At 71.2% G+C, this 26,345-nt stretch carries 23 protein-coding genes; 15 read left to right on the top strand and 8 right to left on the bottom strand.

Annotated features, from left to right (window positions below):
* Positions 1–73: 73 nt before the first annotated feature.
* The gene (locus ABKA17_RS25545; RefSeq protein ID WP_353694553.1) at positions 74–484 is read right to left on the bottom strand and encodes a gamma-glutamylcyclotransferase family protein; all 411 of its coding nucleotides are present in this window, start codon (positions 482–484) and stop codon (positions 74–76) included.
* 108 nt (positions 485–592) lie between these two features.
* Between ABKA17_RS25545 and ABKA17_RS25540 the strand changes: the two genes are divergently transcribed.
* Positions 593–2,236, top strand: a complete 1,644-nt coding sequence (locus tag ABKA17_RS25540) for a M4 family metallopeptidase (RefSeq protein ID WP_353694552.1) — start codon at positions 593–595, stop codon at positions 2,234–2,236.
* A gap of 89 nt (positions 2,237–2,325) precedes the next feature.
* On the opposite strand, the gene ABKA17_RS25535 is transcribed toward ABKA17_RS25540, so the two are convergent.
* Complete coding sequence (locus tag ABKA17_RS25535; RefSeq protein WP_353694551.1) at positions 2,326–2,910, bottom strand: NADPH-dependent FMN reductase; 585 nt, start codon at positions 2,908–2,910, stop codon at positions 2,326–2,328.
* 276 nt (positions 2,911–3,186) lie between these two features.
* Here ABKA17_RS25535 and ABKA17_RS25530 point away from each other — a divergent pair, with 276 nt between their 5' ends.
* Together ABKA17_RS25530 and ABKA17_RS25525 are read left to right on the top strand one after the other, a co-directional pair.
* On the top strand, positions 3,187–3,708 hold the full coding sequence (locus ABKA17_RS25530) for a GVDTG sorting domain-containing protein (protein ID WP_353694550.1): 522 nt from the start codon (positions 3,187–3,189) through the stop codon (positions 3,706–3,708).
* A 116-nt stretch (positions 3,709–3,824) separates the two neighbouring features.
* Entirely contained in the window at positions 3,825–4,457 is a 633-nt protein-coding gene (locus tag ABKA17_RS25525; protein ID WP_353694549.1) for a class F sortase, read from the top strand.
* On the opposite strand, the gene ABKA17_RS25520 is transcribed toward ABKA17_RS25525, so the two are convergent.
* Entirely contained in the window at positions 4,395–4,805 is a 411-nt protein-coding gene (locus ABKA17_RS25520) for a winged helix-turn-helix transcriptional regulator (RefSeq protein WP_353694548.1), read from the bottom strand. The genes ABKA17_RS25525 and ABKA17_RS25520 overlap by 63 nt on opposite strands.
* Positions 4,806–4,919: 114 nt before the next feature.
* On the opposite strand from ABKA17_RS25520, the gene ABKA17_RS25515 reads away from it, so the two are divergent.
* Positions 4,920–5,813, top strand: a complete 894-nt coding sequence (locus tag ABKA17_RS25515) for an NAD(P)-dependent oxidoreductase (protein ID WP_353694547.1) — start codon at positions 4,920–4,922, stop codon at positions 5,811–5,813.
* Here ABKA17_RS25515 and cpt read toward each other — a convergent pair.
* Positions 5,810–6,331 (bottom strand): chloramphenicol phosphotransferase CPT, encoded by a 522-nt coding sequence (gene cpt, locus ABKA17_RS25510; protein WP_353694546.1) that lies wholly within the window; start codon positions 6,329–6,331, stop codon positions 5,810–5,812. The two genes, ABKA17_RS25515 and cpt, sit on opposite strands and share 4 nt — an antisense overlap.
* Before the next feature lie 14 nt (positions 6,332–6,345).
* On the bottom strand, positions 6,346–7,128 hold the full coding sequence (locus tag ABKA17_RS25505) for a sulfite exporter TauE/SafE family protein (RefSeq protein WP_353694545.1): 783 nt from the start codon (positions 7,126–7,128) through the stop codon (positions 6,346–6,348).
* A gap of 231 nt (positions 7,129–7,359) precedes the next feature.
* Here ABKA17_RS25505 and ABKA17_RS25500 point away from each other — a divergent pair, with 231 nt between their 5' ends.
* The 5 genes from ABKA17_RS25500 to ABKA17_RS25480 all read left to right on the top strand — a co-directional run bounded on the left by ABKA17_RS25500 (position 7,360) and on the right by ABKA17_RS25480 (position 13,031).
* Positions 7,360–8,571, top strand: a complete 1,212-nt coding sequence (locus tag ABKA17_RS25500; RefSeq protein ID WP_353694544.1) for an NAD(P)/FAD-dependent oxidoreductase — start codon at positions 7,360–7,362, stop codon at positions 8,569–8,571.
* Positions 8,571–11,186, top strand: coding sequence for a nitrite reductase large subunit NirB (gene nirB, locus ABKA17_RS25495; RefSeq protein ID WP_353694543.1), 2,616 nt, complete (start codon positions 8,571–8,573; stop codon positions 11,184–11,186). The genes ABKA17_RS25500 and nirB overlap by 1 nt, the downstream gene beginning before the upstream one ends.
* On the top strand, positions 11,183–11,533 hold the full coding sequence (gene nirD / locus ABKA17_RS25490; protein WP_353694542.1) for a nitrite reductase small subunit NirD: 351 nt from the start codon (positions 11,183–11,185) through the stop codon (positions 11,531–11,533). Before nirB ends, nirD begins: the two co-directional genes overlap by 4 nt.
* A 54-nt stretch (positions 11,534–11,587) precedes the next feature.
* A complete protein-coding gene (locus ABKA17_RS25485) occupies positions 11,588–12,169 on the top strand; it encodes a TetR/AcrR family transcriptional regulator (RefSeq protein WP_353694541.1) in 582 nt (193 codons plus the stop codon).
* Positions 12,170–12,263: 94 nt separating this feature from the next.
* Entirely contained in the window at positions 12,264–13,031 is a 768-nt protein-coding gene (locus ABKA17_RS25480) for an SDR family NAD(P)-dependent oxidoreductase (protein ID WP_353694540.1), read from the top strand.
* A 153-nt stretch (positions 13,032–13,184) separates the two neighbouring features.
* Here ABKA17_RS25480 and ABKA17_RS25475 read toward each other — a convergent pair whose 3' ends face one another.
* The gene (locus ABKA17_RS25475; RefSeq protein ID WP_353694539.1) at positions 13,185–14,111 is read right to left on the bottom strand and encodes an oxidoreductase; all 927 of its coding nucleotides are present in this window, start codon (positions 14,109–14,111) and stop codon (positions 13,185–13,187) included.
* Positions 14,112–14,319: 208 nt separating this feature from the next.
* Here ABKA17_RS25475 and ABKA17_RS25470 point away from each other — a divergent pair, with 208 nt between their 5' ends.
* The 3 genes from ABKA17_RS25470 to ABKA17_RS25460 all read left to right on the top strand — a co-directional run bounded on the left by ABKA17_RS25470 (position 14,320) and on the right by ABKA17_RS25460 (position 16,593).
* A complete protein-coding gene (locus ABKA17_RS25470) occupies positions 14,320–15,480 on the top strand; it encodes an alkaline phosphatase PhoX (protein ID WP_353694538.1) in 1,161 nt (386 codons plus the stop codon).
* A 173-nt stretch (positions 15,481–15,653) separates the two neighbouring features.
* Positions 15,654–16,049 (top strand): excalibur calcium-binding domain-containing protein, encoded by a 396-nt coding sequence (locus ABKA17_RS25465; RefSeq protein WP_353694537.1) that lies wholly within the window; start codon positions 15,654–15,656, stop codon positions 16,047–16,049.
* Between the two features lie 100 nt (positions 16,050–16,149).
* A complete protein-coding gene (locus tag ABKA17_RS25460; RefSeq protein ID WP_353694536.1) occupies positions 16,150–16,593 on the top strand; it encodes an excalibur calcium-binding domain-containing protein in 444 nt (147 codons plus the stop codon).
* Between the two features lie 138 nt (positions 16,594–16,731).
* Here the strand turns inward: ABKA17_RS25460 and ppdK are convergent, their stop codons facing one another.
* Together ppdK and ABKA17_RS25450 are read right to left on the bottom strand one after the other, a co-directional pair.
* The gene (gene ppdK, locus ABKA17_RS25455; protein ID WP_353694535.1) at positions 16,732–19,452 is read right to left on the bottom strand and encodes a pyruvate, phosphate dikinase; all 2,721 of its coding nucleotides are present in this window, start codon (positions 19,450–19,452) and stop codon (positions 16,732–16,734) included.
* Positions 19,453–19,858: 406 nt separating this feature from the next.
* The gene (locus ABKA17_RS25450; RefSeq protein ID WP_353694534.1) at positions 19,859–21,055 is read right to left on the bottom strand and encodes an ROK family transcriptional regulator; all 1,197 of its coding nucleotides are present in this window, start codon (positions 21,053–21,055) and stop codon (positions 19,859–19,861) included.
* Between the two features lie 120 nt (positions 21,056–21,175).
* On the opposite strand from ABKA17_RS25450, the gene ABKA17_RS25445 reads away from it, so the two are divergent.
* The 3 genes from ABKA17_RS25445 to ABKA17_RS25435 all read left to right on the top strand — a co-directional run bounded on the left by ABKA17_RS25445 (position 21,176) and on the right by ABKA17_RS25435 (position 26,343).
* Positions 21,176–22,561, top strand: coding sequence for an MGH1-like glycoside hydrolase domain-containing protein (locus tag ABKA17_RS25445; protein WP_353694533.1), 1,386 nt, complete (start codon positions 21,176–21,178; stop codon positions 22,559–22,561).
* Positions 22,558–24,501: an amylo-alpha-1,6-glucosidase gene (locus ABKA17_RS25440; RefSeq protein WP_353694532.1), complete on the top strand. Its 1,944-nt coding sequence runs from the start codon at positions 22,558–22,560 to the stop codon at positions 24,499–24,501. Before ABKA17_RS25445 ends, ABKA17_RS25440 begins: the two co-directional genes overlap by 4 nt.
* A gap of 135 nt (positions 24,502–24,636) precedes the next feature.
* Positions 24,637–26,343: an alkaline phosphatase family protein gene (locus tag ABKA17_RS25435; protein ID WP_353694531.1), complete on the top strand. Its 1,707-nt coding sequence runs from the start codon at positions 24,637–24,639 to the stop codon at positions 26,341–26,343.
* Positions 26,344–26,345 lie beyond the last annotated feature (2 nt).

The following is a 26,345-nucleotide window of genomic DNA, read 5'->3' as shown; positions in this document are numbered from 1 at the left end:
GGAGCCGCTGATCGATACAGCCCCGCGCCCCTTCAGGGCGCTACCGAACCGCCGTCGGCTTCGCCCCGCCCGTTCAGAAGCGGGCCGCCCAGTCGCCGCTCTCTATGCGTTCGCCGTGGGTCCGTAGGCGGGCCGCCACTGTGGGCGCGGCGATGTATACCCACGCCAGGACTGTGCTCCCGTCGGCGACCCTGACCACCTTGCGTGTGACTCGTTCGTAGAGGTTGCGCGGGTCGCCGGGGGCGTACTCCTCCAACCGGTCGAGGGCGACGAGGAGTTCGGCGTAGTCACCGGGGCGGGCGGTGACCAGGTCGCCGTGGATGGTGCCGGGGTCGGCCACCGCGTAGGGGTAGCCCGGGCCGTCGTACAGCACCGCGCCGTCGAGTCGGGCGGGTTCCTCCGCCGCCGTGCGGCCGAGGAGGAAGGCGTCGTGGTTGACCTCTCCGGGGCGGAGGGTGCCGTAGACGAAGAACGGAAGGCTCACAGAAACGATTCTCTCTCCTCACATACCCCCACCGAGGCGCTATGGACATGACATGTCGGGGGCCCTTGAATCTCAGGGACCACTCGAGCCTCCCCCACAAGGAGACAGATGAGCCCGATACGCCCTGTCCGAGGTTCCCGTCTCGCCACGGCCGGTCTGGCCGCAACGGCCGCCACCCTGCTCGCCGCCGCCCTCTCCCCCACCGCCGGCGCGGCCGACCGGCCGACCCGGGCGACAGCCGTCGACAACGCGGCGTCCGCGCTGGTGACTCAGGCGAAGAGCCTCGGGCTGACGTCCGCGCAGGACACCCGGGTCCGGGATGTCGTCGTCGACAAGAACGGCGCACAGCACGTCCGTTACGACCGCGCCTACCGCGGACTGCCCGTCCTGGGCGGCGACTTCGTGGTCCACCTCGACTCGGACGGCGCCTACCGGAGCGCCGACAGGGCCACCCGGCGGGCGATCTCACTGTCGTCCGTCACCCCCGCGCTCTCCGCCCCGAAAGCCGCCGACCTGGCGACCGACGCGCTTCGCGCCGCCAACCTCGGCGAGACGCTCAAGAAGCTGACCGCCAAACCGCAGTTGGTCGTGGACGCCCTGCACGGCGCCCCGAAGCTGGCCTGGCGGACGGACGTCGTCGCCCAGGACTCGCTCGGCAACCCGGTCGCGCGGACGGTGCTGACCGACGCGGGGACGGGCGCGCAGATCGACGCGTGGGACTCGATCGAGACGGCTTCCGGTGACGGCAAGTCGCTGTACGGCGGGACGGTTCCGCTGGAGACGACCCTGTCGGGATCGTCGTACCAGCTCAAGGACGCGACGCGCGGGAACACGTACACCGGTGACGCGGCGAACAAGACCGACCTGTGCATCCTGGGGATCTGCTTCAGCCGCGCCCCCGCGACGGTCTTCACGGACGCCGACAACCACTGGGGCACGGGGGCGACTTCGGACCGGGCGACGGCCGCCGTGGACGCCCAGTACGGCACGGACGTGACCTGGGACTACTACAAGAACGTCCATGGGCGCAGTGGTATCGCCGGGGACGGCAAGGGGTCCTTCAACCGGGTCCACTACGGCAACAACTACAACAACGCCTTCTGGGACGACAGTTGCTTCTGCATGACCTACGGCGACGGTGACGGGACGCAACTCGGTCCGCTGGTGTCGCTGGACGTGGCGGGTCACGAGATGTCGCACGGGGTCACGTCGAAGACGGCGGCGCTGACGTACTCCGGCGAGTCGGGCGGGCTGAACGAGGCCACCTCCGACATCTTCGGGACGCTGGTGGAGTTCTACGCGGGCAACTCCTCCGACTCCGGGGACTATCTGATCGGCGAGAAGATCGTGCGGTCGGGCTTCGGGCGGGACGCGCTGCGGTACATGGACAAGCCGTCGAAGGACGCCAACTCGGCGGACTGCTGGAGCTCGACCGTCGGCAACCTCGACGTGCACTACTCCTCCGGCGTGGCGAACCACTTCGCCTTCCTGCTCGCGGAGGGCAGCGGCGCGCGGACGGTGAACGGCGTCAACTACAACTCGCCCACCTGCAACGGCTCTTCGGTCACGGGCATCGGCCGGGACAAGCTGGGCGCGATCTGGTACCGGGCGCTGACGGTCTACATGACGTCCTCGACGAACTACGCGGGGGCACGTACGGCGACGCTGAACGCGGCGAAGGACCTGTACGGAACCGGGAGCGCGGAGTACGACGCGGTGGCCGCGGCCTGGAGCGCGGTGAACGTGAGCTGACCCGCGGGGCCAGTGGTGAGAGGCCGGCGTCTCCTTCCGGGAGGGGGCGCCGGCCTCGTCCGCTCCTGCCGACGGCGGGTGTCGTGCGGTCAGGTCCCGTACGGCCGTTTCTCCCTCGCCTCCTTCAGGCCCCTCCCCCACCACACCAACTGGTCGAGCATCCCCTTGGCCGCCGCCTCCGGGCCCGACGGATCTTTCGGTTGCCCGGTGTCGTCGAAGGAGCCGCCGGCGTTGTGGAAGGAGACCGTGTCCCTGACGGTGACCGCGTGGAGTTCCGCGAAGACCTGCCGCAGGTGTTCCACCGCGCGCAGGCCGCCCGAGACGCCGCCGTAGGAGACGAACGCGACGGGCTTGGCCTGCCACTCGGTGTAGTGCCAGTCGATCAGGTTCTTCAGACCGGCCGGGTAGGAGTGGTTGTACTCGGGGGTGAGGACGACGAAGGCGTCCGCGGCGGCCAGCTTCGGGGTGACCTCCGCGCGTGCCGTCGCCGTGTCCGCCGTGGGGGCGAAGGACATGGGCAGGTCGGTCTCGGCGACGTCCACGACCTCGGGGAGCAGGTCGTCGTGGGCGCGCAGCCGGTCGAGGAGCCAGTCGGCGACGACGGGGCCGAAGCGGCCGTGGCGGTTGCTGCCGATGACGAGGGCGACCTTCAACGGGGTGTCTGTGATCTGCATGCGGAACAGCGTGATACCTCAAGGAAGCTTGAGGTCAAGCCCCGGCCGCCGGCCGCGGGTCACCCGGTCGCACCCCCGCCCGGCACCCTTCGGATTATCTTCCGCAGCGGCCCTGCCTCACCCCGGTGACCTGCCCAAACGCCGCCGGGAAAGCCCCGGTGCACACTGATCTGACACCCATTCACCGTATTTCTGACACACCCTCAGGGAGCGCGCTCGGCCCGCTGCCACTTACCTCGGAAGGGCAGGGACACCGAAGAGCTCCAGGGAGCACCGATGCGCCGTACCGCCCGCATGCTGACCGGCACCGCGCTCGCCGTGGCCACCGCCGGTCTTGTCGCCGCGCCGGCGGTCGGCGCGGACGCGGGCGGCCTGGAGGTGTACCCGTCATCGGTCGTGCCCGGCGAGCAGGTCACCGTGAACACGACGGTGTGCGGGGACGGCGGTACGGCGGCGGGTGACGCGAGCGCGGTGGGCGCCGGCTCGTTCACACTCGCGCCCAGTACCCATGAGCAGGACGCGATCGGGCAGTTCGAGGTGCCCGAGAGCGCGCAACCGGGGACGTACGAGATCGTCGCGACGTGCGCGGAGGGGGGCCGGCGGGTCACGGGCGACCTCATGGTCACGCTCACCTCCGTCCGTCAGCAGGTGCATCCCCGGGGAAGTGTGAAGACGGGGGTCGGTGGCGCTCTGGGCCCCGATCCCGTGCAGACCGCGGCCGGCGTGGCGGCTCTCGCCGTCGCCGCCGCGGGCGGTACCTGGCTCCTGCATCGCCGGGCGAGAGGCGACGGGATCTGACGGACACCCTCCGCTGTCCGTCCGCCGGTACCGCATGTCCCTCCCCCTCCGGGTCCGACGCCCCTCGCGGCCCGGAGGGGGGCGGGTCCACCCGCTCCACCGGGCAGGAGGCTCGCGTGCGCAGACTCAGCAGCAACACGTTCGGCAACTCCGTCATAGCGGCCGTCACCCTCGTGGCCCTGGCCTGCGGTGCCTGGCTGCTGCGCAGTGGCGCCGCGACCCACGCACCGCCGCAGCCGTCCGCCGCCGAGGCCCGGGGCGGGCCCGCGGACCCGCGCTCGGCGCCCGCGCTGCCGCCCTCCCCGCCGGACCGCGTCCGCATCCCGTCGATCCGCGTCGACGCGCCCCTGACGGGCCTCGGCCTGACCCCGACCGGCAGCCTCGACGTCCCGCCCGCCGAGCGGGAGAACCTCGCCGGCTGGTACGAGGCCGGCACCACCCCCGGTGAGCGCGGCACCGCGATCGTCGCCGGCCATGTCGACAACGCCGACGGCCCTTCCGTCTTCTACCGTCTCGGCGCCCTCAAGAAGGGCAGCACCGTCGAGGTGGACCGGCGCGACGGCGGCACGGCCGTCTTCTCGGTCGACTCCGTCGAGGTGTACGACGCGAAGGACTTCCCCGACGAGAAGGTGTACGGCGCGGCGAAGCGGCCCGAGCTACGGGTGATCACCTGCGGCGGGAGCTACTCACGGGCGACCGGCTATCAGGGCAACGTCGTCGTCTTCGCGCATCTGACCGACAGCCGCTGAGGCACCGGCAGCCGCCGACGCTCCGCCGAGCATGTTCTCCTTGCCCCAGTCCCCCAGCGGTCCCAGTGCCTCGTTGAGTGTCTCGCCCCGTTCGGTCAGGGAGTACTCGACCCTCGGCGGCACCTCGTCGTACGCCTCCCGGTGCACGATCCCGTCCGCCTCCAGCTCCCGCAGATGGGCCGCGAGGACCTTCTCCGTCACCCCCGGCAGCTCGCGGCGCAGTTCGCCGAAGCGGCACGGCTTCTCGTGCAGCGCCCAGAGGATGAGCACCTTCCACTTGCCGCCGATCACATCCATCGCCGCGTCGATCCCGCAGACATACGTACCCGGCCGCCGTGCCCTCGCCATGCCGCCCCCTCTTTCTGCCCGGGCTCTTCCTGCCTGGACTCTTTCCCGGCGGTAACCACCCACTCTCAAGTACGTACTTGAGCAGGCGCTTCCCCACGAACAACCCTAAACGGCATGACTGACAACGCCCTGAACACGAAGACCCCCCTCACCCTCCTCGGCGCCGGTGCCATGGGCACCGCCCTCGCCCGCACCTGGCTCGCCGCCGGCCATCCCGTGACCGTCTGGAACCGCACCCCCGCCCGCGCCGAGGCCCTGGCCGCCGAGGGCGCGACGGTCGCCGCGAGCGCCGCCGAGGCGGTGGCCGCGAGCCGGCTGGTGATGGCCTGTCTGCTGGACGACGCGTCGGTCGGCGAGGCTCTGGAAGGGGCCGATCTCCAGGGGCGGGACCTGGTGAACCTCACCACCGGGACGCCGGGCCAGGGACGTGCGAGGGCCGCCTGGGCCGAGGCCCGCGGCGCCCGTTTCCTGGACGGCGGGATCATGGGCACCCCGCCGATGATCGAGGTGCCCGGCTCCGGCGCGTACGTCTTCTACAGCGGTTCCGGCGACCTCTTCGAGGAGCACCGCGACACCCTTGCCGTGCCGGCCGCGACCACGTATGTCGGCGCGGACCCGGGGTTCGCCGCGCTGCACGACGTGGCGCTGCTGAGCGCGATGGACGGCATGTTCGCGGGCCTCACCCACGCCTTCGCGCTGATCCACCGCGAGGACATCGCGCCGAAGGACTTCGCCCGGCTGCTGGCGGAGTGGCTGACCGCGATGACGTTCATGGTGCACAAGGCCGCCGACCAGTTGGAGAGCGGTGACTACGGCAAGGACGTGGTCTCCAACCTGGCCATGCAGTCCGCCGCCAACGCCACGCTGCTGCGCACGGCCGAGGAGCAGGGCGTGAGCACCGAGCTGCTGACGCCGTACGCGGATCTGATGGCGCGGCGGGTCGCGGACGGGCACGGCGGCGAGGACATCACGGGGGTGATCGAGCTGCTCCTGCGGAAGCAGTCCTAGCGCACGTGCGCGGCGATCGTCCGCGCGCACTCCAGGGACTCGGTCGCCGCGGTGTCCACCTCGACGTCGTACGCCACCCCCTGGTGGACGATCTCCGCCTGCTTCTCCGCCATCCCGCGCACCCGGTCGCCCCGGGCGATCTCCCGCCCGGCGGCCACCGCGGCCTCGCAGCGGACGCCGACCCAGAGCACGTCCAGGCCCTCGAGGACCCGGCGCCAGCGCTCCTGGGTCGAGGAGCCGCCGAGGAAGACGTCGTCGATGATCACCCGGGCGCCCGCGTGGGCCATCGCGGCGATCCCCTTGGCCCAGGCCGCTTCCAGGGTCATGAACTCCGGGCCGACGCTCACCCCGCCGTCCGCCTCGAAGGAGATGCCCGCGCCCGATCCCGGCATCGCCTCGATCAGCGAGTCCACCCCGAAGGCCAGCCACGGCTCCGGCAGCACCGCCTGGAGACACCGCACGATCCCGGACTTGCCGGAGCTGGAGCCGCCGTTGACCACGATCACCTGGGTCGCCATGGGGTCACCGTAGGTCAGGCGAGCCACTGCTCGTACGCCATTTTCGCCACCAGCGAGAACACCACCGTCAGCAGTACGACCCGTACGAAACCGCTGCCCTTCTTCAGTGCCGTGTGGGCGCCCAGCGTGCCGCCGGCCAGGTTGAACACCGCCATCAGCGCCGCCGGCTGCCACAGGACCGTGCCCTGCCAGGCGAAGGTGGCCAGCGCGCCGGCGTTGGTGCAGCAGTTGACGATCTTCGCGGTGGCGGAGGCGGTGACGAGGTCGAGGTGGAGGACGGCGGTGAGGGCGAGGACCAGGAAAGTGCCGGTGCCGGGGCCGATCAGACCGTCGTAGAAGCCGATGCCGAGGCCCGCGAGGCCGATCGCGGCGAGGATCCGGCGGCGGGTGGCGGGGCCGGTCGCGGGGGCGGTGCCGAAGGCGGGGCGCAGGATCACGAAGGCGGCGACGGCCAGGAGCACCACCATGATCACGGGCTTCAGCACTTCCGTGCTCATCCCGGCCGCGAAGAACGCCCCCGCCGAGGAGCCCGCGAGGGCCGCGAGGCCGATGCGGACCGCGAGGCGTACGTCGACGGGGGCCTTGCGGGCGTAGGTCACCGCCGCGCCCGAGGTGCCGACGATGGCGACCGCCTTGTTGGTGCCGAGGGCGTGCGCGGCCGAGGTCCCGGGCGGCAGGCCGAGCAGCAGGGCCGGGAGCAGGAGCAGGCCGCCACCGCCGACCACGGCGTCGATCCAGCCGGCCGCGAGTGCGGCGAGGCACAGGACGACGAGGGTGGTCAGGGATATGTCGGGCATGATCGGGACCCTAGGCGGGAGATAGGTGCCCAGTCCATCGAGATGAGCCTCCGCTGAGGCTCGTAGACGATGTCACCTGCACGGATTCCGGGGATCCGGCCACCTCACAGCCCGTCCCCGGCGCGCTCCCGGAACCCTCACACTCGCCCTCCGCCCCCGCTGAGGGCAGCGTTCCTCGCGGGAAACAGACGTGATGCGGTCGGGAAACACCGGCAACGCACGCTCCTTGGCATGACCTCGAATACGCGTGTGGTGGTGATCGGCGCCGGCCTCGCGGGCGTCCGTCTCGCCCGGCGGCTCGGCGAGCTCGGCACGCCCGTGACGCTGATCGGCGAGGAGGAGCACCGGCCCTACAACCGGGTGCTGCTCGCCGAAGTGCTGGCCGGACGGTACAGCCCCGACGTCATCGCCCTGCCCGCGCCCGCGGAGCTCACCCGCACCCGGGTCACCGGCATCGACCGCCAGGCACGGACCGTCGAGTGCGCGGACGGTTCGAAGATCGCATACGACCGGCTGGTCCTGGCCACCGGCTCGAACCCGGTGCTGCCGGCCCTGCGCGGTCTGTTCACCCCCGACCACGTCCTGCCGGAGGGCGTCCACGCCTTCCGGACCATGGACGACTGCCTGGGCCTGTCCAAGGCGGTCCGGGCGGGTGCGAAGGCGGTCGTGATCGGCGGCGGGCTCCTCGGGGTCTCCGCCGCCCGGGCGCTCGCCCAGCGCGGCGCCCAGGTGATCCTCGCCCAGCAGTCCGAGCGGCTCATGGAGCGCCAGCTCGACCCGAACGCCTCGAAGCTGGTGCAGCGCCACCTCAAGGACCTCGGCGTCGAGGTCCACACCGACCTGCGGGTGCGTGACGTGCGCTGCGTCAACGGCGCGGTCCGCTCGGTGGAGATGGCCGACGGATACGCCCTCGACGCCGACCTGGTGGTCCTGGCCTGCGGGGTCCGGCCGCGCGCGGGCCTCGCCTGGGACGCGGGGCTGGAGGTCCGCAAGGGCATCGTCGTCGACGACGAGCTGCGCACCTCCGACCCGTACATCCACGCCATCGGCGACTGCGCCCAGCACGACGGCACCGTCTACGGGCTGGCCACTCCGGCCCTGGAACAGGCCGAGGTGCTCGCCGAGCTGCTGGCCGGACGGGCGACCGCCCGCTACACCGGCACCCGATCGCTGACCCGGCTCACGCTGCCCGGTCAGACCGCCTTCGACCTCGCCGCGTTCGGCGAGACGGAGGCACTTCCCGGCGACGACGTCGTACAGCTCACCGACGCCACCCGAGGCACCTACCGCAAGGTCGTCGTCCGCGACGACCGGCTGGTCGGCGGGGTCCTCGTCGGCGAACTCGGCACCGTCGGCGCGCTCGCGCGTGCCTGGGAGGGAGCAGAGCCGCTCCCCGACGAAGGCCCTCTGCTCCACCTGCTCACCAACGATGGAGGCTCCTGATGACCGCCACCCCGGAGGCCACGGAGGCCACCCCCACGATCGTGCTCGTCGGCCACGGCATGGTCGGCCAGCGCTTCCTCGAAGCGCTCGCCGAGCGCGGCCTGACCGCCACGCACCGCGTGGTCGTGCTCTGTGAGGAGCCGCGCCCGGCCTACGACCGCGTCGCGCTCACCTCGTACTTCTCGGGCAAGACGCCCGAGGACCTCTCGATGACCGACATGGCGTTCATCGAGAAGGAGGGCATCGAGCTCCACGTCGGCGACCCGGCGGAGACCGTCGACCGCGACGCCCGCAAGGTGACCGCCCGCTCCGGCCAGGTCTTCGACTACGACATCCTCGTCCTCGCCACCGGCTCGTACCCCTTCGTGCCGCCGGTGCCCAACAAGGACGCCAAGGGCTGCTTCGTCTACCGCACGATCGAGGACCTCCTCGCCATCGAGGAGTACGCCAGCACGCGCACCACCGGTGCCGTGGTCGGCGGCGGTCTGCTCGGTCTGGAGGCGGCGGGCGCGCTGAAGGGGCTCGGACTCACCTCCCACATCGTGGAGTTCGCGCCACGGTTGATGCCGGTGCAGGTCGACGAGGGCGGTGGCGCGGCGCTGCTGCGCACCATCGAGGACATGGGCCTGAGCGTCCACACGGGCGTCGGCACGCAGGAGATCGTGGTCGACGCCGAGGGCGCCGTCACCGGTATGAAGCTCTCCGACGGTTCCGAACTCGCCACCGACCTGGTGGTGTTCTCCGCCGGTGTCCGCCCCCGCGACCAGCTGGCCCGCGACTGCGGCCTCACGGTCGGCGAGCGCGGCGGCATCACCGTCGACGAGCAGTGCCGCACGGTCGCCGACCCGCACGTCTTCGCGATCGGCGAGTGCGCGCTGGCCGCCGACGGCCGCGTCTACGGTCTGGTGGCCCCGGGTTACGAGCAGGCCGAGACCGCGGCGGCGACCATCGCCGCCGACGAGGCCGCCTTCCTCGGCGCCGACCTCTCCACCAAGCTGAAGCTGCTCGGCGTGGACGTGGCCTCCTTCGGCGACGCGCACGGCGCGACCGAGGACTGCCTGGACGTCGTCTACTCCGACTCCCGCTCGGGCCTGTACAAGAAGCTGGTCATCGGCCGCGACGGGACGCTGCTCGGCGGCATCCTGGTCGGCGACGCGGAGGCCTACGGCACGCTGAAGGCGTTCACCGGTTCGGTGCCGCCGGTCTCCCCCGAGTCGCTGGTGCTGCCCGCCGGTGCCGGCGAGTCCGTCCAGCTCGGCCCGACCGCGCTGCCGGACGACGCGATCATCTGCTCCTGCAACAACGTCCGCAAGGGCACGATCCGCGGAGCGGTCACCGAGCACAACTGCACCACCGTGCCCGAGGTGAAGAAGTGCACCAAGGCCGGTACGACCTGCGGCAGTTGCGTCAAGGTGCTCGGCCAGCTGGTCACCGCCGAGCTGGAGGCGTCCGGCGTCGAGGTCGACAAGGGCCTGTGCGGCTGCTTCTCGCAGACCCGCGAGGAGCTCTACGAGATCGTCCTCGCCCTGCGCATCAACACCTACCAGGACCTGCTGGACCGCTACGGCCGCGACGACGCCCGGGGCGGTGACGGCTGCGAGGTCTGCAAGCCGGCCGTCGGCTCGATCATCGCCTCCCTCGCCCCGGCCATCGGCGCCGACGTCTACGTGCTGGACGGCGAGCAGGCCGCGCTCCAGGACACCAACGACCACTTCCTGGCCAACCTCCAGAAGAACGGCTCGTACTCGGTCGTCCCGCGGATCCCCGGCGGTGAGATCACTCCCGAGGGTCTGATCGTCATCGGCGAGATCGCCCGAGACTTCGGCCTCTACACGAAGATCACCGGCGGTCAGCGGATCGACATGTTCGGCGCCCGCGTCGAGCAACTCCCCCTGATCTGGACGAGGTTGGTGGACGCCGGCTTCGAGTCGGGACACGCCTACGGCAAGTCCCTGCGTACGGTGAAGTCCTGCGTCGGCCAGACCTGGTGCCGCTACGGCGTCCAGGACTCGGTGCGGATGGCGATCGACCTGGAGCTGCGCTACCGGGGTCTGCGCTCCCCGCACAAGCTGAAGTCGGCGGTGTCGGGCTGCGCCCGCGAGTGCGCGGAGGCCCAGTCCAAGGACTTCGGCATCATCGCCACCTCGGCCGGCTGGAACCTGTACGTGGGCGGCAACGGCGGCGCGACCCCGCGCCACGCGGACCTGCTGGCCCAGGACCTCTCGGACGCCGAACTGATCAAGCTGATCGACCGGTTCCTGATGTTCTACATCCGCACCGCCGACCGCCTGGAGCGCACCTCGACCTGGCTGGAGCGGATCCCCGGCGGCCTGGACCACGTCCGGGACGTGGTGGTGGAGGACTCCCTCGGCATCTGCGAGGAGCTGGAGTCGCTGATGACCAAGCATGTCGCGCACTACCGCGACGAGTGGTCCGACACCATCAACGACCCCGAGAAGCTCGCCCGGTTCGTGTCCTTCGTGAACGCCCCGGACACCCCCGACCCGGTCGTCGGCTTCGTCCCCGAGCGCGACCAGATCAAGCCCGACCTGCCGCTGCTGTCCATCGGCATGCGCCCCGCCGAAGACGTCCTGGAAGGAAGCGCCCAGCGATGACCCTCGCTCCCGAGACGACCACCCTCAAGATCCAACTGCGCCTCGACGACAGCTGGTTCACGGTCTGCGACCTCAACGTCCTGCTGCCGGGCCGCGGTGTGGCGGCCCTGCTGCCGGACGGCCGGCAGGCGGCCATCTTCCGCGACCGCGCGGGCGAGCTGTACGCCATCGACAACCGCGACCCCTTCGGTGGCGCGGCGGTCCTCTCCCGCGGCCTCACCGGCACCCACCAGGGCCGCCCGTTCGTCGCCTCCCCCCTGCTGAAGCAGCGCTTCGACCTGCTGTCGGGGCAGTGCCTGGACGACGAGACGGTGCGGATCCCCACGTATCAGGTGCGGGTGTCGTAGGTCCGGAAGCGAATTTCTTGACCGATCGTTCTCATTGGATCTAGGCTCCTCCCCATGGCCAGGACCAAGGAGTTCGACCCCGAGGCCGCGCTGCAGGCAGCTCTGGAGCTGTTCTGGCGGCGCGGCTACGAGGCGACGTCCATGTCCGACCTGGTCGAGCACCTCGGCATCGGCCGCGCCAGCATCTACGCGACCTTCGGCAACAAGCACGAGCTGTATCTGAAGGCGCTGGAGCGCTACCAGGAGCAGCTCCCGGACCTGCTCGGGGAGCTGTCCCGGCCGGGTCCGGTACTGCCCGCGGTGCGCGCGCTCGTCCGGCGGTACGCGGCCGAGGCCACCGCCGAGAACCTGCGCCTGAACGGCTGTTTCATCACCAACACGGCGGCCGAGCTCGCCCCGCACGACCCGGCCGCCGCACGGCAGGTCGAGCGGAACTGGGACCACATGGAGACGGTGCTGCACTCGGCGCTGGTCCGCGCCGGGGCCCAGGGCGAGCTCGACGCGGGCCGTGATCCGCTCGCCCTCGCCCGGATGCTGCTGGTGTTGCTCCAGGGCCTGAAGGTGGTGGGCAAGGCGTCCCCGGACCCGGCGCGGGCGCGGGACGCGGCGGAACAGGCGCTGGCGCTGCTGGACTGAGGGCAGCCGCCGACTGAGGGCAGCCGTATGCCGGGGGCCGCCGTTTTTTATTTGGCGCCATACTGAACCGATCGGTCTAGAATAAGGGGAGATCATGACCAGCACTCGATTCCACGACAGGACCGTCCTCGTGACCGGTGCCGGCTCCGGCATCGGCCGTTCCCTCGCGCTGGCGTTCGCCGCCGAGGGCGCGCAGGTCGTCGTGGCCGGACGACGTCAGGAACCGCTCGACGAGACGGTGAGGCTGATCGAGGAGGTGGGCGGCAAGGCGCTGGCCCTCACCGCCGACGTGTCCCGTGCCGCCGACGTCCAGGCCGTCGTGGCCGCCGCCGTCGACCGCTTCGGCTCCCTCGACGTGGCGGTCAACAACGCGGGCGTCTTCCGGGGCGGGCAGCCGCTGGCCGACCTGTCGGAGTCCGACTGGGCCGAACAGCTCGACATCAACGTCACCGGCGTCTTCCACGCCCTCCAGGCCGAGGTCCGCCAGATGCGGACCCAGCCCTCCGGCGGCGCGATCGTCAACATCGCCTCCATCTTCGGCGTCCACGCCCGCCACCCGGGCGCCACCGCGTACGCCGCCACCAAGGCCGCCGTCTCCGTCCTCACCCGGGGCGCCGCACGCGACCACATCGGCGACGGGGTCCGCATCAACGCGGTCAGCCCCGGCCCCGTGGAGACCGAGATGTCCCGGCTCCCCGGCGAGACCGAGGCCGAGCGCGCCGAGCGCATGGAGAACTCGGTGCCGCTCGGCCGCGCCTCCGCCACGGCCGAGATCGCCGCCGCGGTCCTGTATCTGGCCTCGGACGACGCCGCGTCCGTGGTGGGCACGGACCTGGTGGTGGACAGCGGCAAGACGGCGTGAACGCTCCGCCAAAAGGGCCGTGGCTCGTCCGCGGCGCCATCGTGGCCGGTCGCGCGGTTCCCCGCGCCCCTTCGGGCGCGGCCGGCGCCAGGACATCGACGGTCCACCATCCGTGACCGGTGAGCTCGGGGACCGGCCGACGGCCCTCTGTCCCTAGGCCTTCAGAACGTCGTACGACACCCCGGTGAGCCGCTCGGAAGCGGCCCAAAGAAGCTCTCCCGCGCGGTCGTTGCGGGTCCACGGCGCCCGCCAGGCCGGGCCCGGGGTGCCGCGCCAGGCCGTGAGGGACGGGCCGATGTAGGAGTCGGGGGGCAGGTCGGGGGCGGTGGCGGCGTGCAGGGTGGGGAGAGCGCCGGTTTCCGACGACTGGGCGAAGTACCTGTTGCCGACCGCCATGAAGCGCTCGGTGAAGCGGCGGCCCGCCATGCGGGGACCGGCCGTCTGGAGGTTGGTGGCCGCGTATCCCGGGTGCGCGGCCGCCGCGATCACGTCCGAGCCGTGGGCCACGAGCCTGCGGGCCAGCTCGTGGGTGAAGAGCAGGTTCGCGGTCTTGGAGCGGGCGTAGGCGACCCAACGGCGGTACCGCCGCTCGCTGTTGAGGTCGTCCATGTCGATGTTGGCCAGCGCGTGCGTCGAGCTGGAGACGGTCACCACGCGCGCGCCCGGCGTATCTAGCAGCGCGGGCAGCAGCAGTCCGGTCAGCGCGAAGTGGCCGAGGTGGTTCACGCCGAACTGCGTCTCGAAGCCGTCCACGGTCGTCCCGTACGGCAGCGCCATCACGCCCGCGTTGTTGATCAGCAGATCGAGCCGGTCGTACGGGAGGTGCCGCGCGAACTCCCGTACGGAGCCCAGGTCTCCGAGGTCGAGGCGGGCGAACTCCGCGTCGGCGCCCGGAACTTCGGCGGCCAGTCGTCCCGCCGCCTCGGTCCCCCGCGCCTCGCTCCGGCAGGCGAGCACCACCCGGGCACCCCTGCGGGCCAGTTCGCGTGCGGTGACGTAGCCGATGCCGCTGTTGGCTCCGGTGACGACAGCGGTGCGGCCGTGCTGGTCGGGGACGCTCTGCTCGTTCCAGCCGGACATGGCCGGGCTCCTTCCCGCCGGTTTCGGCGCCTGCCGCCAGCCTGCCCGCGATGCGCCCCGCCGTCGACCGGCCGCACACGACCCAGTCCGAAGTCGTCGAGTTCACGAGGCGGTCATGACATGTCCATTCCCTTCGCCTAGGTTCCCACCCGCACGCCCCCCGCCCCCGACCGGTGGCGGGACGGTCACGGCACCTCTTGGAGCGACAGTGGAACGTCGTACCTTCCTCCGTGCGACCGCCATCGGCGGCACCTCCGCCGTCTTCGGCGGCACCCTGTGGCGCGGCGCCGCGTACGCCGCGCCGGCCCAGCCCGGCACGGGCCCCTACGGGGCGCTCGGCTCGCCGGACGCCAACGGCATCAGACTCCCCTCGGGCTTCACCAGCCGGGTCGTCGCCCGCTCGGGCCAGACGGTCGGCGGGACGTCGTACACCTGGCACAACGCCCCGGATGGCGGGGCCTGTTACGCGGACGGCACGGGCTGGATCTACGTCTCCAACTCGGAGATCAATCCCTCCGGCGGCGCGAGCGCGGTGCGGTTCTCGTCGAGCGGCACGATCACGTCGGCGTATCGGGTGCTGTCCGGCACCCGGCAGAACTGCGCGGGCGGCAGGACGCCCTGGAACACCTGGCTGTCCTGCGAGGAGGTCGACCGGGGCTATGTCTACGAGACCGACCCCTGGGGTGTGAACGCGGCGGTGCAGCGGGCGGCGATGGGCCGCTTCAAGCACGAGGCGGCGGCCGCCGACCCGGTCCGCCAGGTGGTCTATCTGACCGAGGACGAGACGAACGGCCGCTTCTACCGCTTCGTACCGACGACTTGGGGCAACCTGTCCGCCGGAACCCTCCAGGTGATGGTCGCGGGCTCCGCCACCTCGGGCTCCTACAGCTGGGCGAACGTCCCCGACCCGGACGGCTCCCCGACCTCGACCCGCACCCAGGTCTCCGGCTCCAAGTCCTTCAACGGCGGCGAGGGTTGCTACTACGCCGACGACAAGGTCTGGTTCACCACCAAGGGCGACAACCGCGTCTGGCAGCTCAACCTGACGTCCAGCACGTACGAGTTGGCCTACGACGACTCCCTGGTCACCTCGGGGACGGCCCCGCTGACCGGCGTCGACAACATCACCGGCACCGCCTCCGGCGACCTCTTCGTCGCGGAGGACGGCGGCAACATGGAGATCTGCCTGATCACCCCGGACGACGTGGTCGCCCCCTTCCTGCGCATCGACGGCCAGTCGTCCTCGGAGATCACCGGCCCGGCGTTCTCCCCGAACGGCACGCGGCTGTACTTCTCCAGCCAGCGGGGGACGACGGGGAGTTCGTCGGGCGGGATCACCTACGAGGTGACGGGACCGTTCCGCTCGTAATCTTCGCCGGGCGCCTCACAACGGGGCGCCCGGCGACCGCGGTTGACCGAATACGGCGAGCAATCGTCCGATCACGTCACGTTCGCATCACGGCTCCTTCACACCGCCTCCATGACTGCGGTCCCCCACTACGTTCGGCACCTCATCGCACCACGAACGTGGAAGGACCCGCCGTGAACCTGCTCCGCAAGCCCGGCGCCATCGTCGTCGCCGCGCTGGCCCTCGCCGTCCTGCCCGCAGCCGCCGAGGCGCACGACGGCGACCACCCCTTCGCCAACTGCACCGAGGCGTACGAGAACGGCTACGCCGACATCCCGGAGGGCGACGAGCACTACGGCACCCATCTCGACCGCGACGGCGACGGCATCGGCTGCGACCAGCCGCCGGCAGGCTTCGAACCCGCCCCGGACGACGCCGAACAGGCGGGCACCGCGGACCGGAGCGGCACCGACCTGGCCGAGACCGGCGGCGACGACACCACGCCCTACTTCGCGATCGCCGGCATGTCCGTGATGCTCGCCGGGGCCGGCGCACTGGTGGTCGCGAACAGGCGGCGCGGCATGCAATGACAGGCCAGGCACCCAATAGTCACGAATTCAACACTTCACGTTCACAATTGGAGTCACGGCAATACAGTCATCCCTCACGTAACACCTCTGGGGGGACGACATGAACAGCCCGTACACCACGCCTACCGCCGGCAGCCCCGCTCCCAAGTGGGCTCGCAAGCGATACGTCCTGCCCGCCCTCGCGCTCGCCCTCTTCGTCGGCGTCGGCATAGGGGGCGGCGACCAGGACACGAGCGACGCCAAGCCGGTCAGCGCCAAGCCCCGGCCGACAGCCACCGTGACGGCGACCGCGACGGTCACCGCCGAGCCCGAGCCCGCCGCGACGGTCACCGCCACGGAGACGGTGAGGGTCAAGGTCACCAAAACGGTCACGGCACAGGCAGAGGCGGACAGCGACTCCGGATCCGATTCCGGCTCCGGCAGCGTGTACTACGGCAACTGCGCCGAGGCCCGCGCCGCCGGCGCCGCTCCCGTCCACCGCGGGGAGCCCGGCTACGGCTCCCACCTGGACCGCGACAACGACGGCGTCGGCTGCGACAGCTGAGCCGCCGGCGGCACCGGACACGAAGGGGCGCCACCCCCGCACAGGGTGACGCCCCTTCGTGGTGATCCGGAACCGACGCCCATCGGTACTGAGGGTCGGGGACAGACGTCGGTCCCGGGGTCTGGTGGCCGTCAGGCCCTAGCGGTGGTCGCTGCCCGCCGACTCCGACGCCGCGCGCCCCGCCTCCAGGCGGGCCACCGGGATCCGGAAGGGGGAGCAGGAGACGTAGTCCAGGCCGACCTCGTGGAAGAAGTGGACGGACTCCGGGTCGCCGCCGTGCTCGCCGCAGACGCCGAGCTTGAGGTCGGGGCGGGTCTTGCGGCCCGCCTCGGCGGCCAGCTTCACCAGGGAGCCGACGCCGTCCTTGTCGATCGTCTCGAACGGGCTGACGCCGAAGATGCCCTTCTCCAGGTACGCGGTGAAGAACGAGGCCTCCACGTCGTCCCGGCTGAAGCCCCACACCGTCTGGGTGAGGTCGTTCGTGCCGAAGCTGAAGAACTCCGCCGCCTCCGCGATCTGACCGGCGGTCAGGGCGGCGCGCGGCAGCTCGATCATCGTGCCGATCGAGAGCTTGAGCGAGGTACCGGTCGCGGCCTCGACCTCCGCGATGACCTGGTCGGCCTCCTCGCGGACGATCTCCAGCTCCTGGACGGTGCCGACGAGCGGGATCATGATCTCGGCGCGCGGGTCGCCCTTGGCGTTCTTGCGCTCGGCGGCCGCTTCCGCGATCGCCCGTACCTGCATGGTGAACAGGCCCGGGATCACCAGGCCCAGGCGTACCCCGCGCAGGCCCAGCATCGGGTTCTGCTCGTGCAGACGGTGTACGGCCTGGAGGAGCCGGAGCTCGTTCTCGTGCGGCTCCTGGCGGGACTCGGCGAGTGCCACGCGGACCGACAGCTCGGTGATGTCGGGGAGGAACTCGTGCAGCGGCGGGTCCAGGAGGCGGACCGTGACCGGCAGGCCGTCCATCGCCGAGAACAGCTCGACGAAGTCCTTCTTCTGGAGCGGCAGCAGCTCCGCAAGGGCGGCCTCGCGCACCTCCTCGGTGTCGGCGAGGATCAGCTTCTCGACCATCTCGCGGCGCTCACCGAGGAACATGTGCTCGGTGCGGCACAGGCCGATGCCCTGGGCGCCGAAGCGACGGGCGCGCAGCGCGTCCTCGGCGTTGTCGGCGTTGGCCCGCACCCGCAGCCGGCGCTTGCGGTCGGCGAACGCCATGATCCGGTGCACGGCCTCGACCAGCTCGTCCGCGTCCTGCGCACCGGCGTGCATCCGGCCCTCGAAGTACTCCACGACCGGGGAGGGGACGACGGGCACCTCGCCGAGGTACACCTTGCCGCTCGAACCGTCGATGGAGATGAGGTCGCCCTCCTCCACCACATGCCCGCCCGGCACCGTCATCCGGCGTCGCTTGGTGTCGACCTCCAGCTCCTCGGCGCCGCAGACACAGGTCTTGCCCATGCCGCGCGCGACCACGGCCGCGTGCGAGGTCTTGCCGCCGCGCGAGGTCAGGATGCCCTCGGCGGCGATCATGCCGTCCAGGTCGTCGGGGTTGGTCTCCCGGCGGACCAGGATGACCTTCTCGCCGGAACGCGACCACTTGACGGCCGTGTACGAGTCGAAGACCGCCTTGCCGACCGCGGCGCCCGGCGAGGCCGCGATGCCCCGCCCGACCTGCTGGACCTTGGCGTCCTCGTCGAAGCGCGGGAACATCAGCTGGGCGAGCTGCGCGCCGCTGACGCGCTGGAGCGCCTCGGCCTCGTCGATCAGGCCCTGGTCCACGAGCTGCGTGGCGATGCGGAAGGCGGCGCCCGCCGTGCGCTTGCCGACGCGGGTCTGGAGCATCCAGAGCTGGCCGCGCTCGATGGTGAACTCGATGTCGCAGAGATCCTTGTAGTGGTTCTCCAGGGTCTCCATGATCTGCATCAGCTGGTCGTACGACTTCTTGTCGATCGACTCCAGCTCGGCCAGCGGGACCGTGTTGCGGATACCGGCCACGACGTCCTCGCCCTGGGCGTTCTGGAGGTAGTCGCCGTAGACGCCCTGGTGGCCGGAGGCGGGGTCACGGGTGAAGGCGACGCCGGTGCCGGAGTCGGGGCCGAGGTTGCCGAAGACCATCGAGCAGACATTGACCGCCGTGCCGAGGTCGCCGGGGATGCGCTCCTGGCGGCGGTAGAGCTTGGCGCGGTCGGTGTTCCAGGAGTTGAAGACCGCCTCGATGGCGAGGTCCATCTGCTCGCGCGGGTCCTGCGGGAAGTCCCGGCCGGCCTCCTTCTTGACGATCTTCTTGAAGGCGGTGACCAGCTTCTTGAGGTCGGCGGCCTCCAGGTCGGTGTCGACCGTGACCTTCTTGGCCTCCTTGGCCTTGTCGAGGGCCTCCTCGAAGAGCTCGCCCTCGACGCCGAGGACCGTCTTGCCGAACATCTGGATGAGCCGGCGGTAGGAGTCCCAGGCGAACCGCTCGTCGCCCGCCTGCTCGGTGAGGCCCTTCACGGACTTGTCCGAGAGGCCGATGTTCAGGACCGTGTCCATCATGCCGGGCATGGAGAACTTGGCGCCGGAGCGGACCGAGACGAGGAGCGGGTCGTCGGCCTGGCCGAGCTTCTTGCCCATCCGGGTCTCGAGAGCGTCGAGGTGCGCACTCACCTCGTCACGCAGTGCCGCCGGCTCCTCGCCGGACTCCAGGTAGACCTTGCAGGCTTCCGTCGTGATGGTGAAACCGGGGGGAACAGGGAGTCCCAGGTTGGTCATCTCGGCGAGGTTGGCGCCCTTGCCACCCAGGAGGTCCTTGAGGTCCTTGTTTCCCTCGGTGAAGTCGTAAACGAACTTCGCTACCTGAGGATCTTTGTTTTCCGACACGGGTCTCGACTCCCTCGAGGACGCGGTGGCTGCCCTGACGACGGGGAACATACCCAGATCGAAGGCGTCTGGGGAGGTCCACCTGCGCGTCATGCGCCTGTAACCACCCGGCTGCCAGTGGATCGAAAGTCAAAGCTTGGCAAGTGAGCGGGCGCTTGTGTTTTCACTTCTTGAACGCATCATCCCTCGAACGCCGAGGATTTCGCTCATCTGAGCGGCATTCGACACGTCTGATTTCGATCGATGAACGATCAAGGGGTGGCACTGAGTGCCACCCCTTGGAGAAGTGCAGTCGACCTTGAAATGCTCATCTGAGCGCTACCCCTATCAAGGGTGGCGAGAATCACGCTGCCACAGCCGACCGGATTTCACCATGCGGACGGGTCTTCGGACCGAAACACGCCGGTCACACACCCAGCGCGGCCAGCCGTTCCTCCACCCGCTCAGGGGCGTACAGGTGCTCCACCACCAGCGCGCCGGCCCCCACCAGCCCCGCCCGCTCGCCGAGCCGGGACGTCACGACCTCCAGATGAGCGGTGGAGCGAGGCAGCGCCCGCTGGTAGAGCAGTTCCCGCACGCCCGTGAGGAAGGGGGTTCCGGCCAAATCGCCCGCGATCATCAGAACCCCGGGGTTCAGCAGCGTCACGACGGTCGCGAGGACGTCCCCGACCTGCCGTCCCGCCTCCCGGGCGAGCGCGGCCGCCTCCGGATGCCCGGCGGTCAGCAGGTCCCGCACATCCGAACCGGAGGCCGCGCGCACCCCCGCCTCGGCCAGCCTGCGGGCCACGGCGCCACCACTGGCGACGGCGGCCAGACAGCCGTAGGAGCCACAGCGGCACAGCGCGTCCGCGCCCACCCGGATGTGGCCGATGTCCCCGGCGCCCCCGTCGATGCCCCGGTAGACCGAGCCGTCGACGACGACCCCGGCGCCGATGCCGGTGGAGACCTTGACCAGCACGAACGCCGAGCAGTCGGGGTAGGACGTGCGCTGTTCGCCGTACGCCATGAGGTTGGCGTCGTTGTCGACGAGGACCGGGACCGCGGGTGCCCCCGTGTGCTCGGTGAAGGATCTGGCGAGGCGGCCTCTTATGTCGTAGCCGTCCCAGCCCGGCATCATCGGCGGCTGGACGACCCGGCCGCTCTCGCTGTCCACCGGCCCCGGCATCGCGAGCCCGATGCCGCAGACCTCGTCCGCGCGATGGCCCGCCTTCTCCAGCAGTTCGGCGAACCAGCGGCCCAGCTCCCCCAGCACCGCGTCCGGCCCGTCCTCGACGACGAGGGTGCCGCCGTGCTCGGCGAGGAGCTCGCCGGTGAGCGACAGGACGGCGGCGCGGGCGTGCCGGGTGTCGAGGTCGGCGGCGAGGACTACGGCATGGGAGTCGTCGAACTCCAGCGTGATCGAGGGGCGCCCGCCGAGCGGGGAGTCCACCGGACCGCCGGCGCCCTCGCGCAGCCAGCCCGCGCGGAAGAGCCGGTCCAGGCGCTGGCCGACGGTGGCACGGGAGAGGCCGGTGGCCTGCTGGAGCGCGCCGCGCGTGATCGCGCGCCCGCTTCGTACCAGTTCGAGCAGATCGCCGGCGCTTCCCTGACCCCGTCCGGTCATGCGCACCCCCTTGTGTTTCTCAACTCTGCATTACATATTGAGTTTTGCGTGTTAAATAGACGTAACTCTACGGTGGCCATGACCGAACCGGTCGGCCGGACGTCTTTCGGGGAGCCCCGAGTGGATCGCACTGCCCAGCTCACCACCCGCCGCACGGCACGCGCCTTCGCATACGATCCACCCCCGCCCCCGGACTCGCTGCACCACCGGGCCGCGCGCGTGCTGGAGGACAACTGGACCGGCACCTCCACGGTGCCCTCGCGCAGCCTGTATCCGCACCAGTGGTCATGGGACTCGGCGTTCATCGCGATCGGGCTGAGGCATCTGTCGCCGCTGCGGGCGCAGACGGAGCTGGAGACACTGCTCGACGCACAGTGGGGCGACGGGCGCATCCCGCACATCGTGTTCAACCCCTCCGTACCGCTCGACGCGTACTTCCCGAGCCCCGACTTCTGGCGCTCCTCGACCGCGGGAAGCGCGGCGGGCGCCCCGCGCACCGTACAGACCTCGGGCATCGTGCAGCCACCGGTGCACGCGCTGGCCGCGTGGCTGGTGCACCGCGCGGACCCGGGGCTGTCCCGGGCGCGCGGCTTCCTCACCCGGGTGTACCCCCGGCTGGCGGCCTGGCACCGCTATCTGCTGCACCGCCGGGACCTGGGCGGGGCCGGGCTCGTCTCCGTCGTGCACCCGTGGGAGCAGGGCATGGACAACAGCCCCTGCTGGGACGAGCCGCTGAGCCGCATCACGCCCGCCCCGGCCCGCTCCTTCCGGCGCGCCGACCTCGCCCACGGGGCTCCGGAGGACCGGCCGACGGACCTGGACTACGGGCGGTACGTCCGGCTGGCGACGGAGTACCGGGACGGCGGGTACGCGGACGGCGGGGGCGACTTCGCGGTCGAGGACCCCTCCTTCAACGCCCTGCTCATCGCCTCCGAGCACGCCCTCGCCCGGATCGCCGGGGAACTCGGCGCGCCCGGCACGGCCCGCCACGCGCGCGCGGAACGCCTGACGGCGACACTGATCGACCGGCTGTGGGACCCGGCGGAGGGCATGTTCCTCTCCCGCGACGTGCGCGGCGGGACCTTGATCGCCGAGCGGTCCGTCTCCGGCCTCGTCCCGCTCCTGTTGCCGACGCTCCCCCGGGACGTCGTCGAGGCCCTCGTCCGTACGACCGCCTCCAAGCACTTCGGCCTCGGCGGCACCACCCGCCTCGTCCCCAGCTACGACCTCCTCGGCGAGGCCTTCGACCCGCACCGCTACTGGCGCGGCCCGGCCTGGTTCAACACCGCCTGGCTGCTGGAGCGGGGACTGAGAACCCACGGCGAGCGAGGCCGCGCCGACGCGCTGCGCCGGGCCGTCCTCGACCTCGCGGACACCACCGACTTCGCCGAGTACGTCGACCCGTACACCGGCGAGGCCTGCGGGGCGACCGGCTTCGGCTGGACCGCCGCGCTCACGCTCGACCTGCTGCACACCGGCATCTTCCAGGGAGGGGAACGGGAATGACGGACCGGCATCATCTGCTCGTGCGCGGCGGGACGTTCGCGGCCGTGGGCGACAACGGGGACATCAGCGGCGTCCGCGGCGCCAACACCCCTTCCCCGGAAGGGCTGTTCGTACGCGACGCCCGGCATCTGAGCCGCTGGCAGCTCACTCTCGACGGCGCCGTGCCCGAGGCCCTCACCCCCGTCGCCGACGGCGACACCGCCCGCTGTGTCCTGGTCCCGCGCGGCGGCCGCCAGGAACCACCGGCGTACACGGTCTTCCGTGAACAGGCGGTGGGCGACGGCTCGTTCGTCGAGTCGCTGCGCCTCACCAGCAACCGCCCGGTGCCGACCACGGTCCGCCTCGCGCTCACCGTCGACGCCGACTTCACGGACCAGTTCGAACTCCGCTCCGACCACCGCACCTACGCGAAGACCGGAGCCACCCGCTCCCGCGAGGTCCTCGACACGGGCGTGGAGTTCACCTACCAGCGCGGCGAATGGCGCTCCCGTACGACGGTGACGGCCGAGCCCGCTCCGGACGGCGTCGAGGAGACCGGTACCGGAGCCCGGCGCCTGGTCTGGACGCTGGAGCTGGAGCCGCACGGCACGGCGGAACTGACCCTGCGCGTCATCGCACGGCCGCACGGCGACAAGCGGGCGCTGCGGGTGCCGAAGTCACCGGCCGCGCTGAACGCCCAACTCCTGGCACTGGAAGGCGAGTTCGTGGAGGGCGTGGCCTTCCCGACCGGCTGGCCCGAACTGGCCGCCGCCTGTGCCCGCGGCCTCGCCGACCTCGCCTCGCTCCAGGTCCCGGCGACCGGCCCGGACGGCGAGGAACTGCGCGTCCCGGCCGCCGGCGCGCCCTGGTTCCTGACCCTGCTGGGCCGCGACGCGCTGCTCACCTCGCTGTTCGCCCTCCCCTACCGCCCCCAGCTGGCCGCCGCCACCCTCCCCGCGCTCGCCGCGACCCAGGCGACCGAGACCGGCACCGACGCGGTGGCCCAGCCCGGCAAGATCGTGCACGAGGTACGGCACGGCGAGCTCGCGCACTTCGGGCAGGTGCCGTACGGGCGTTACTACGGCTCGGTGGACGCGACGCCGCTGTTCCTGGTGCTGCTGGGCGCGTACGTGGAGCGGACCGGGGACGCCGACCTGGCCCGCCGGCTGGAGCCGCACGCCCGGGCCGCGGTCGGCTGGATGCTGGACCACGGCGGGCTGACCTCGCGCGGATACCTCGTGTACCGCGCCGACCAGGGCGGCCTCGCCAACCAGAACTGGAAGGACTCCCCCGGGGCGATCTGCTCCGCCGACGGCAGCCGGGCCGCCGGCCCGGTCATGGCCGCGGGAGCGCAGGGCTACGCCTACGACGCGCTGCGCCGCACGGCGTGGGTCGCGCGCACGGCGTGGTCGGACGAGACGTACGCGGCGCTCCTGGAGCAGGCCGCGGCCGATCTGCGGGACCGTTTCCAGCGGGACTTCTGGATGCGGGACCTCGGGTTCCCGGCGCTGGCGCTGGACGGCGAGGGCCGCCAGGTGGACGCGCTGGCGTCCGACGCCGGGCATCTGCTGTGGTCGGGGCTGCTGGACAAGGAGTACGGGGAGGCGGTCGGGCGGCGGCTGCTGGAGCCGGACTTCTTCTCCGGGTGGGGGGTGCGGACGCTGGCGGCCGGGCAGTCGGCGTACCACCCGCTCTCGTACCATCGCGGCTCGGTGTGGCCGCACGACAACGCGCTGATCACGCTGGGGCTGGCGCGGTACGGGCTGCACGACGAGGCCCGCACGGTCGCCCACGCGCTGGTGGACGCGGCGACGGCGACCGGGCACCGGCTGCCGGAGGTCATCGCGGGGTACGGGCGGGAGACGCACGGGGAGCCGGTGCCGTATCCGCACGCGTGTGTACGGGAGTCACGGTCCGCGGCGGCGCCGCTCGCGTTGCTGACCGCGGTCGGGGGCGCCTAGAAAACCAACCGTTTGCCCGGTGTTTGCCCGAACCCGTGAACAGGCGGGGGCGGGGTGCCGTACGGGACAGCGGCGGGTCCGAGACCCCATGTCGGACCCGCCGTCTCACCAGGTCTCGTACGGAAGGGCCTTCGGGTGTCTGCCTCCACACACACGCCGCAACTGCCGGACGCGACCGACGACGACGTCGTCCCCGAGGCGCCCGCTGCCCGCCGCCCGCCGATCCTGCGCTGGACGATCACCGTACTCGCCGCCGTGCTCGTCGTCGGGGCGTTGTTGCTGCCGAACGCGGTCGGGGCGCTGCAACCGGACCGGTTCACGCGGATTCCCGTCGAGGCGATTCTCGGGGCGGCCGCGGCGTTGTGGCTGCCGCGGCGGCCGCGGGTGGTCGTGGCGGTGGTGTCCGGGGTGGGGCTCGGGCTGCTGACCGTGCTGAACGTGCTCGACATGGGGTTCCGGGAGTATCTGGGGCGGGGCTTCAACCTGGTCCTTGACTGGGAGTTGCTGGACGACGCGCAGTCCTATGTCGCGGACTCGATGGGCGGGACGTTCGCGGTGCTGGCCGCCGTGGGGGCGGTCGTGCTGGTGCTGGTGCTGGTCGGGGTGATGGCGCTGGCGATGGTCCGGCTGAGCAACGTCCTGGTGGCGAGCAGACCGGTCGCCGCCCGCGGCACGCTCATCGCGGCGATGGCGTGGATCACCTGCTACGCGCTCGGACTCCAGATCGCCGGTACGCCCATCGCCTCGGACCGGGCCGCCGACGCGCTGAAGATCCAGGCGCGACGGGTGGCGGACACGGTGCGGGACGAGGCGGCGTTCGCGAAGGAGGCGAAGGCGGACACGTTCGGGGCGACGCCGGGTGCGGAGCTGGTGCCCGATCTGCGGGGCAAGGACGTGATCTTCACGTTCATCGAGAGCTACGGGCGCAGTGCGATCGAGGACCCGATCATGGCGCCGGGGGTGGACTCGACGCTTCAGACGCGTACCAAGGCGCTGGCGAAGGCGGGGTTCCATGCCAAGAGCGGCTGGCTGACGTCGGCGACGTACGGGGGCAGCAGCTGGCTGGGCCACTCGACGTTCCTGTCCGGGCTGTGGATCGACAACCAGCAGCGGTATCGCACGGTGACGTCGGGGGACCATCTCACCCTCACCGAGGCGTTCCGGAAGACGGGCGCCTGGGACACGGTCGGGGTGATGCCGGGTATCCAGAAGGGCTGGCCGGAGGCGAAGTACTACGGTCTGGAGAAGGTCTACAACGCCTTCCAACTCGGCTATCAGGGACCGAAGTTCAGCTGGTCGACAATGCCGGACCAGTACGCCCTGGAGGCCTTCCAGCGGCTCGTGCACGGCAAGAAGCGCGACAAGCCGCTGATGTCGGAGGTCATCCTGACGTCGAGCCACCAGCCGTGGGCGCCGATCCCGAAGCTGGTCGACTGGGACGACCTGGGCGACGGTTCGGTCTTCGACGCGATCCAGAAGGCCGGCAAAAAGCCCGGCGACATCGTCACCGACTCGACCAAGTCCCGTGAGGAGTACGGCAAGTCGATCCAGTACTCGGTGACGGCCCTGACCCAGTGGCTGGAGCGCTACGGCACCGACGACACCGTCCTCGTCTTCCTCGGCGACCACCAGCCCATCGCCCGCGTGAGCGGCGACCACGCCAGCCGGGACGTCCCCGTGTCGATCGTGGCGAAGGACCCGAAGGTCCTGGACAAGGTGGCGAACTGGAACTGGACCGACGGCCTGAAGCCGGACCGCGACGCCCCGGTCTGGAAGATGAGTTCCTTCCGCGACCGCTTCTTGACGGCGTACGGCTCGACCCCGCACCCGTCGAAGGACTGACG

Source organism: Streptomyces sp. RG80 (assembly GCF_040446465.1).
GTDB lineage: Bacteria > Actinomycetota > Actinomycetes > Streptomycetales > Streptomycetaceae > Streptomyces.
Note: the sequence above shows the minus strand (reverse complement) of the source record. Positions and strands in the feature narration are given on the sequence as shown.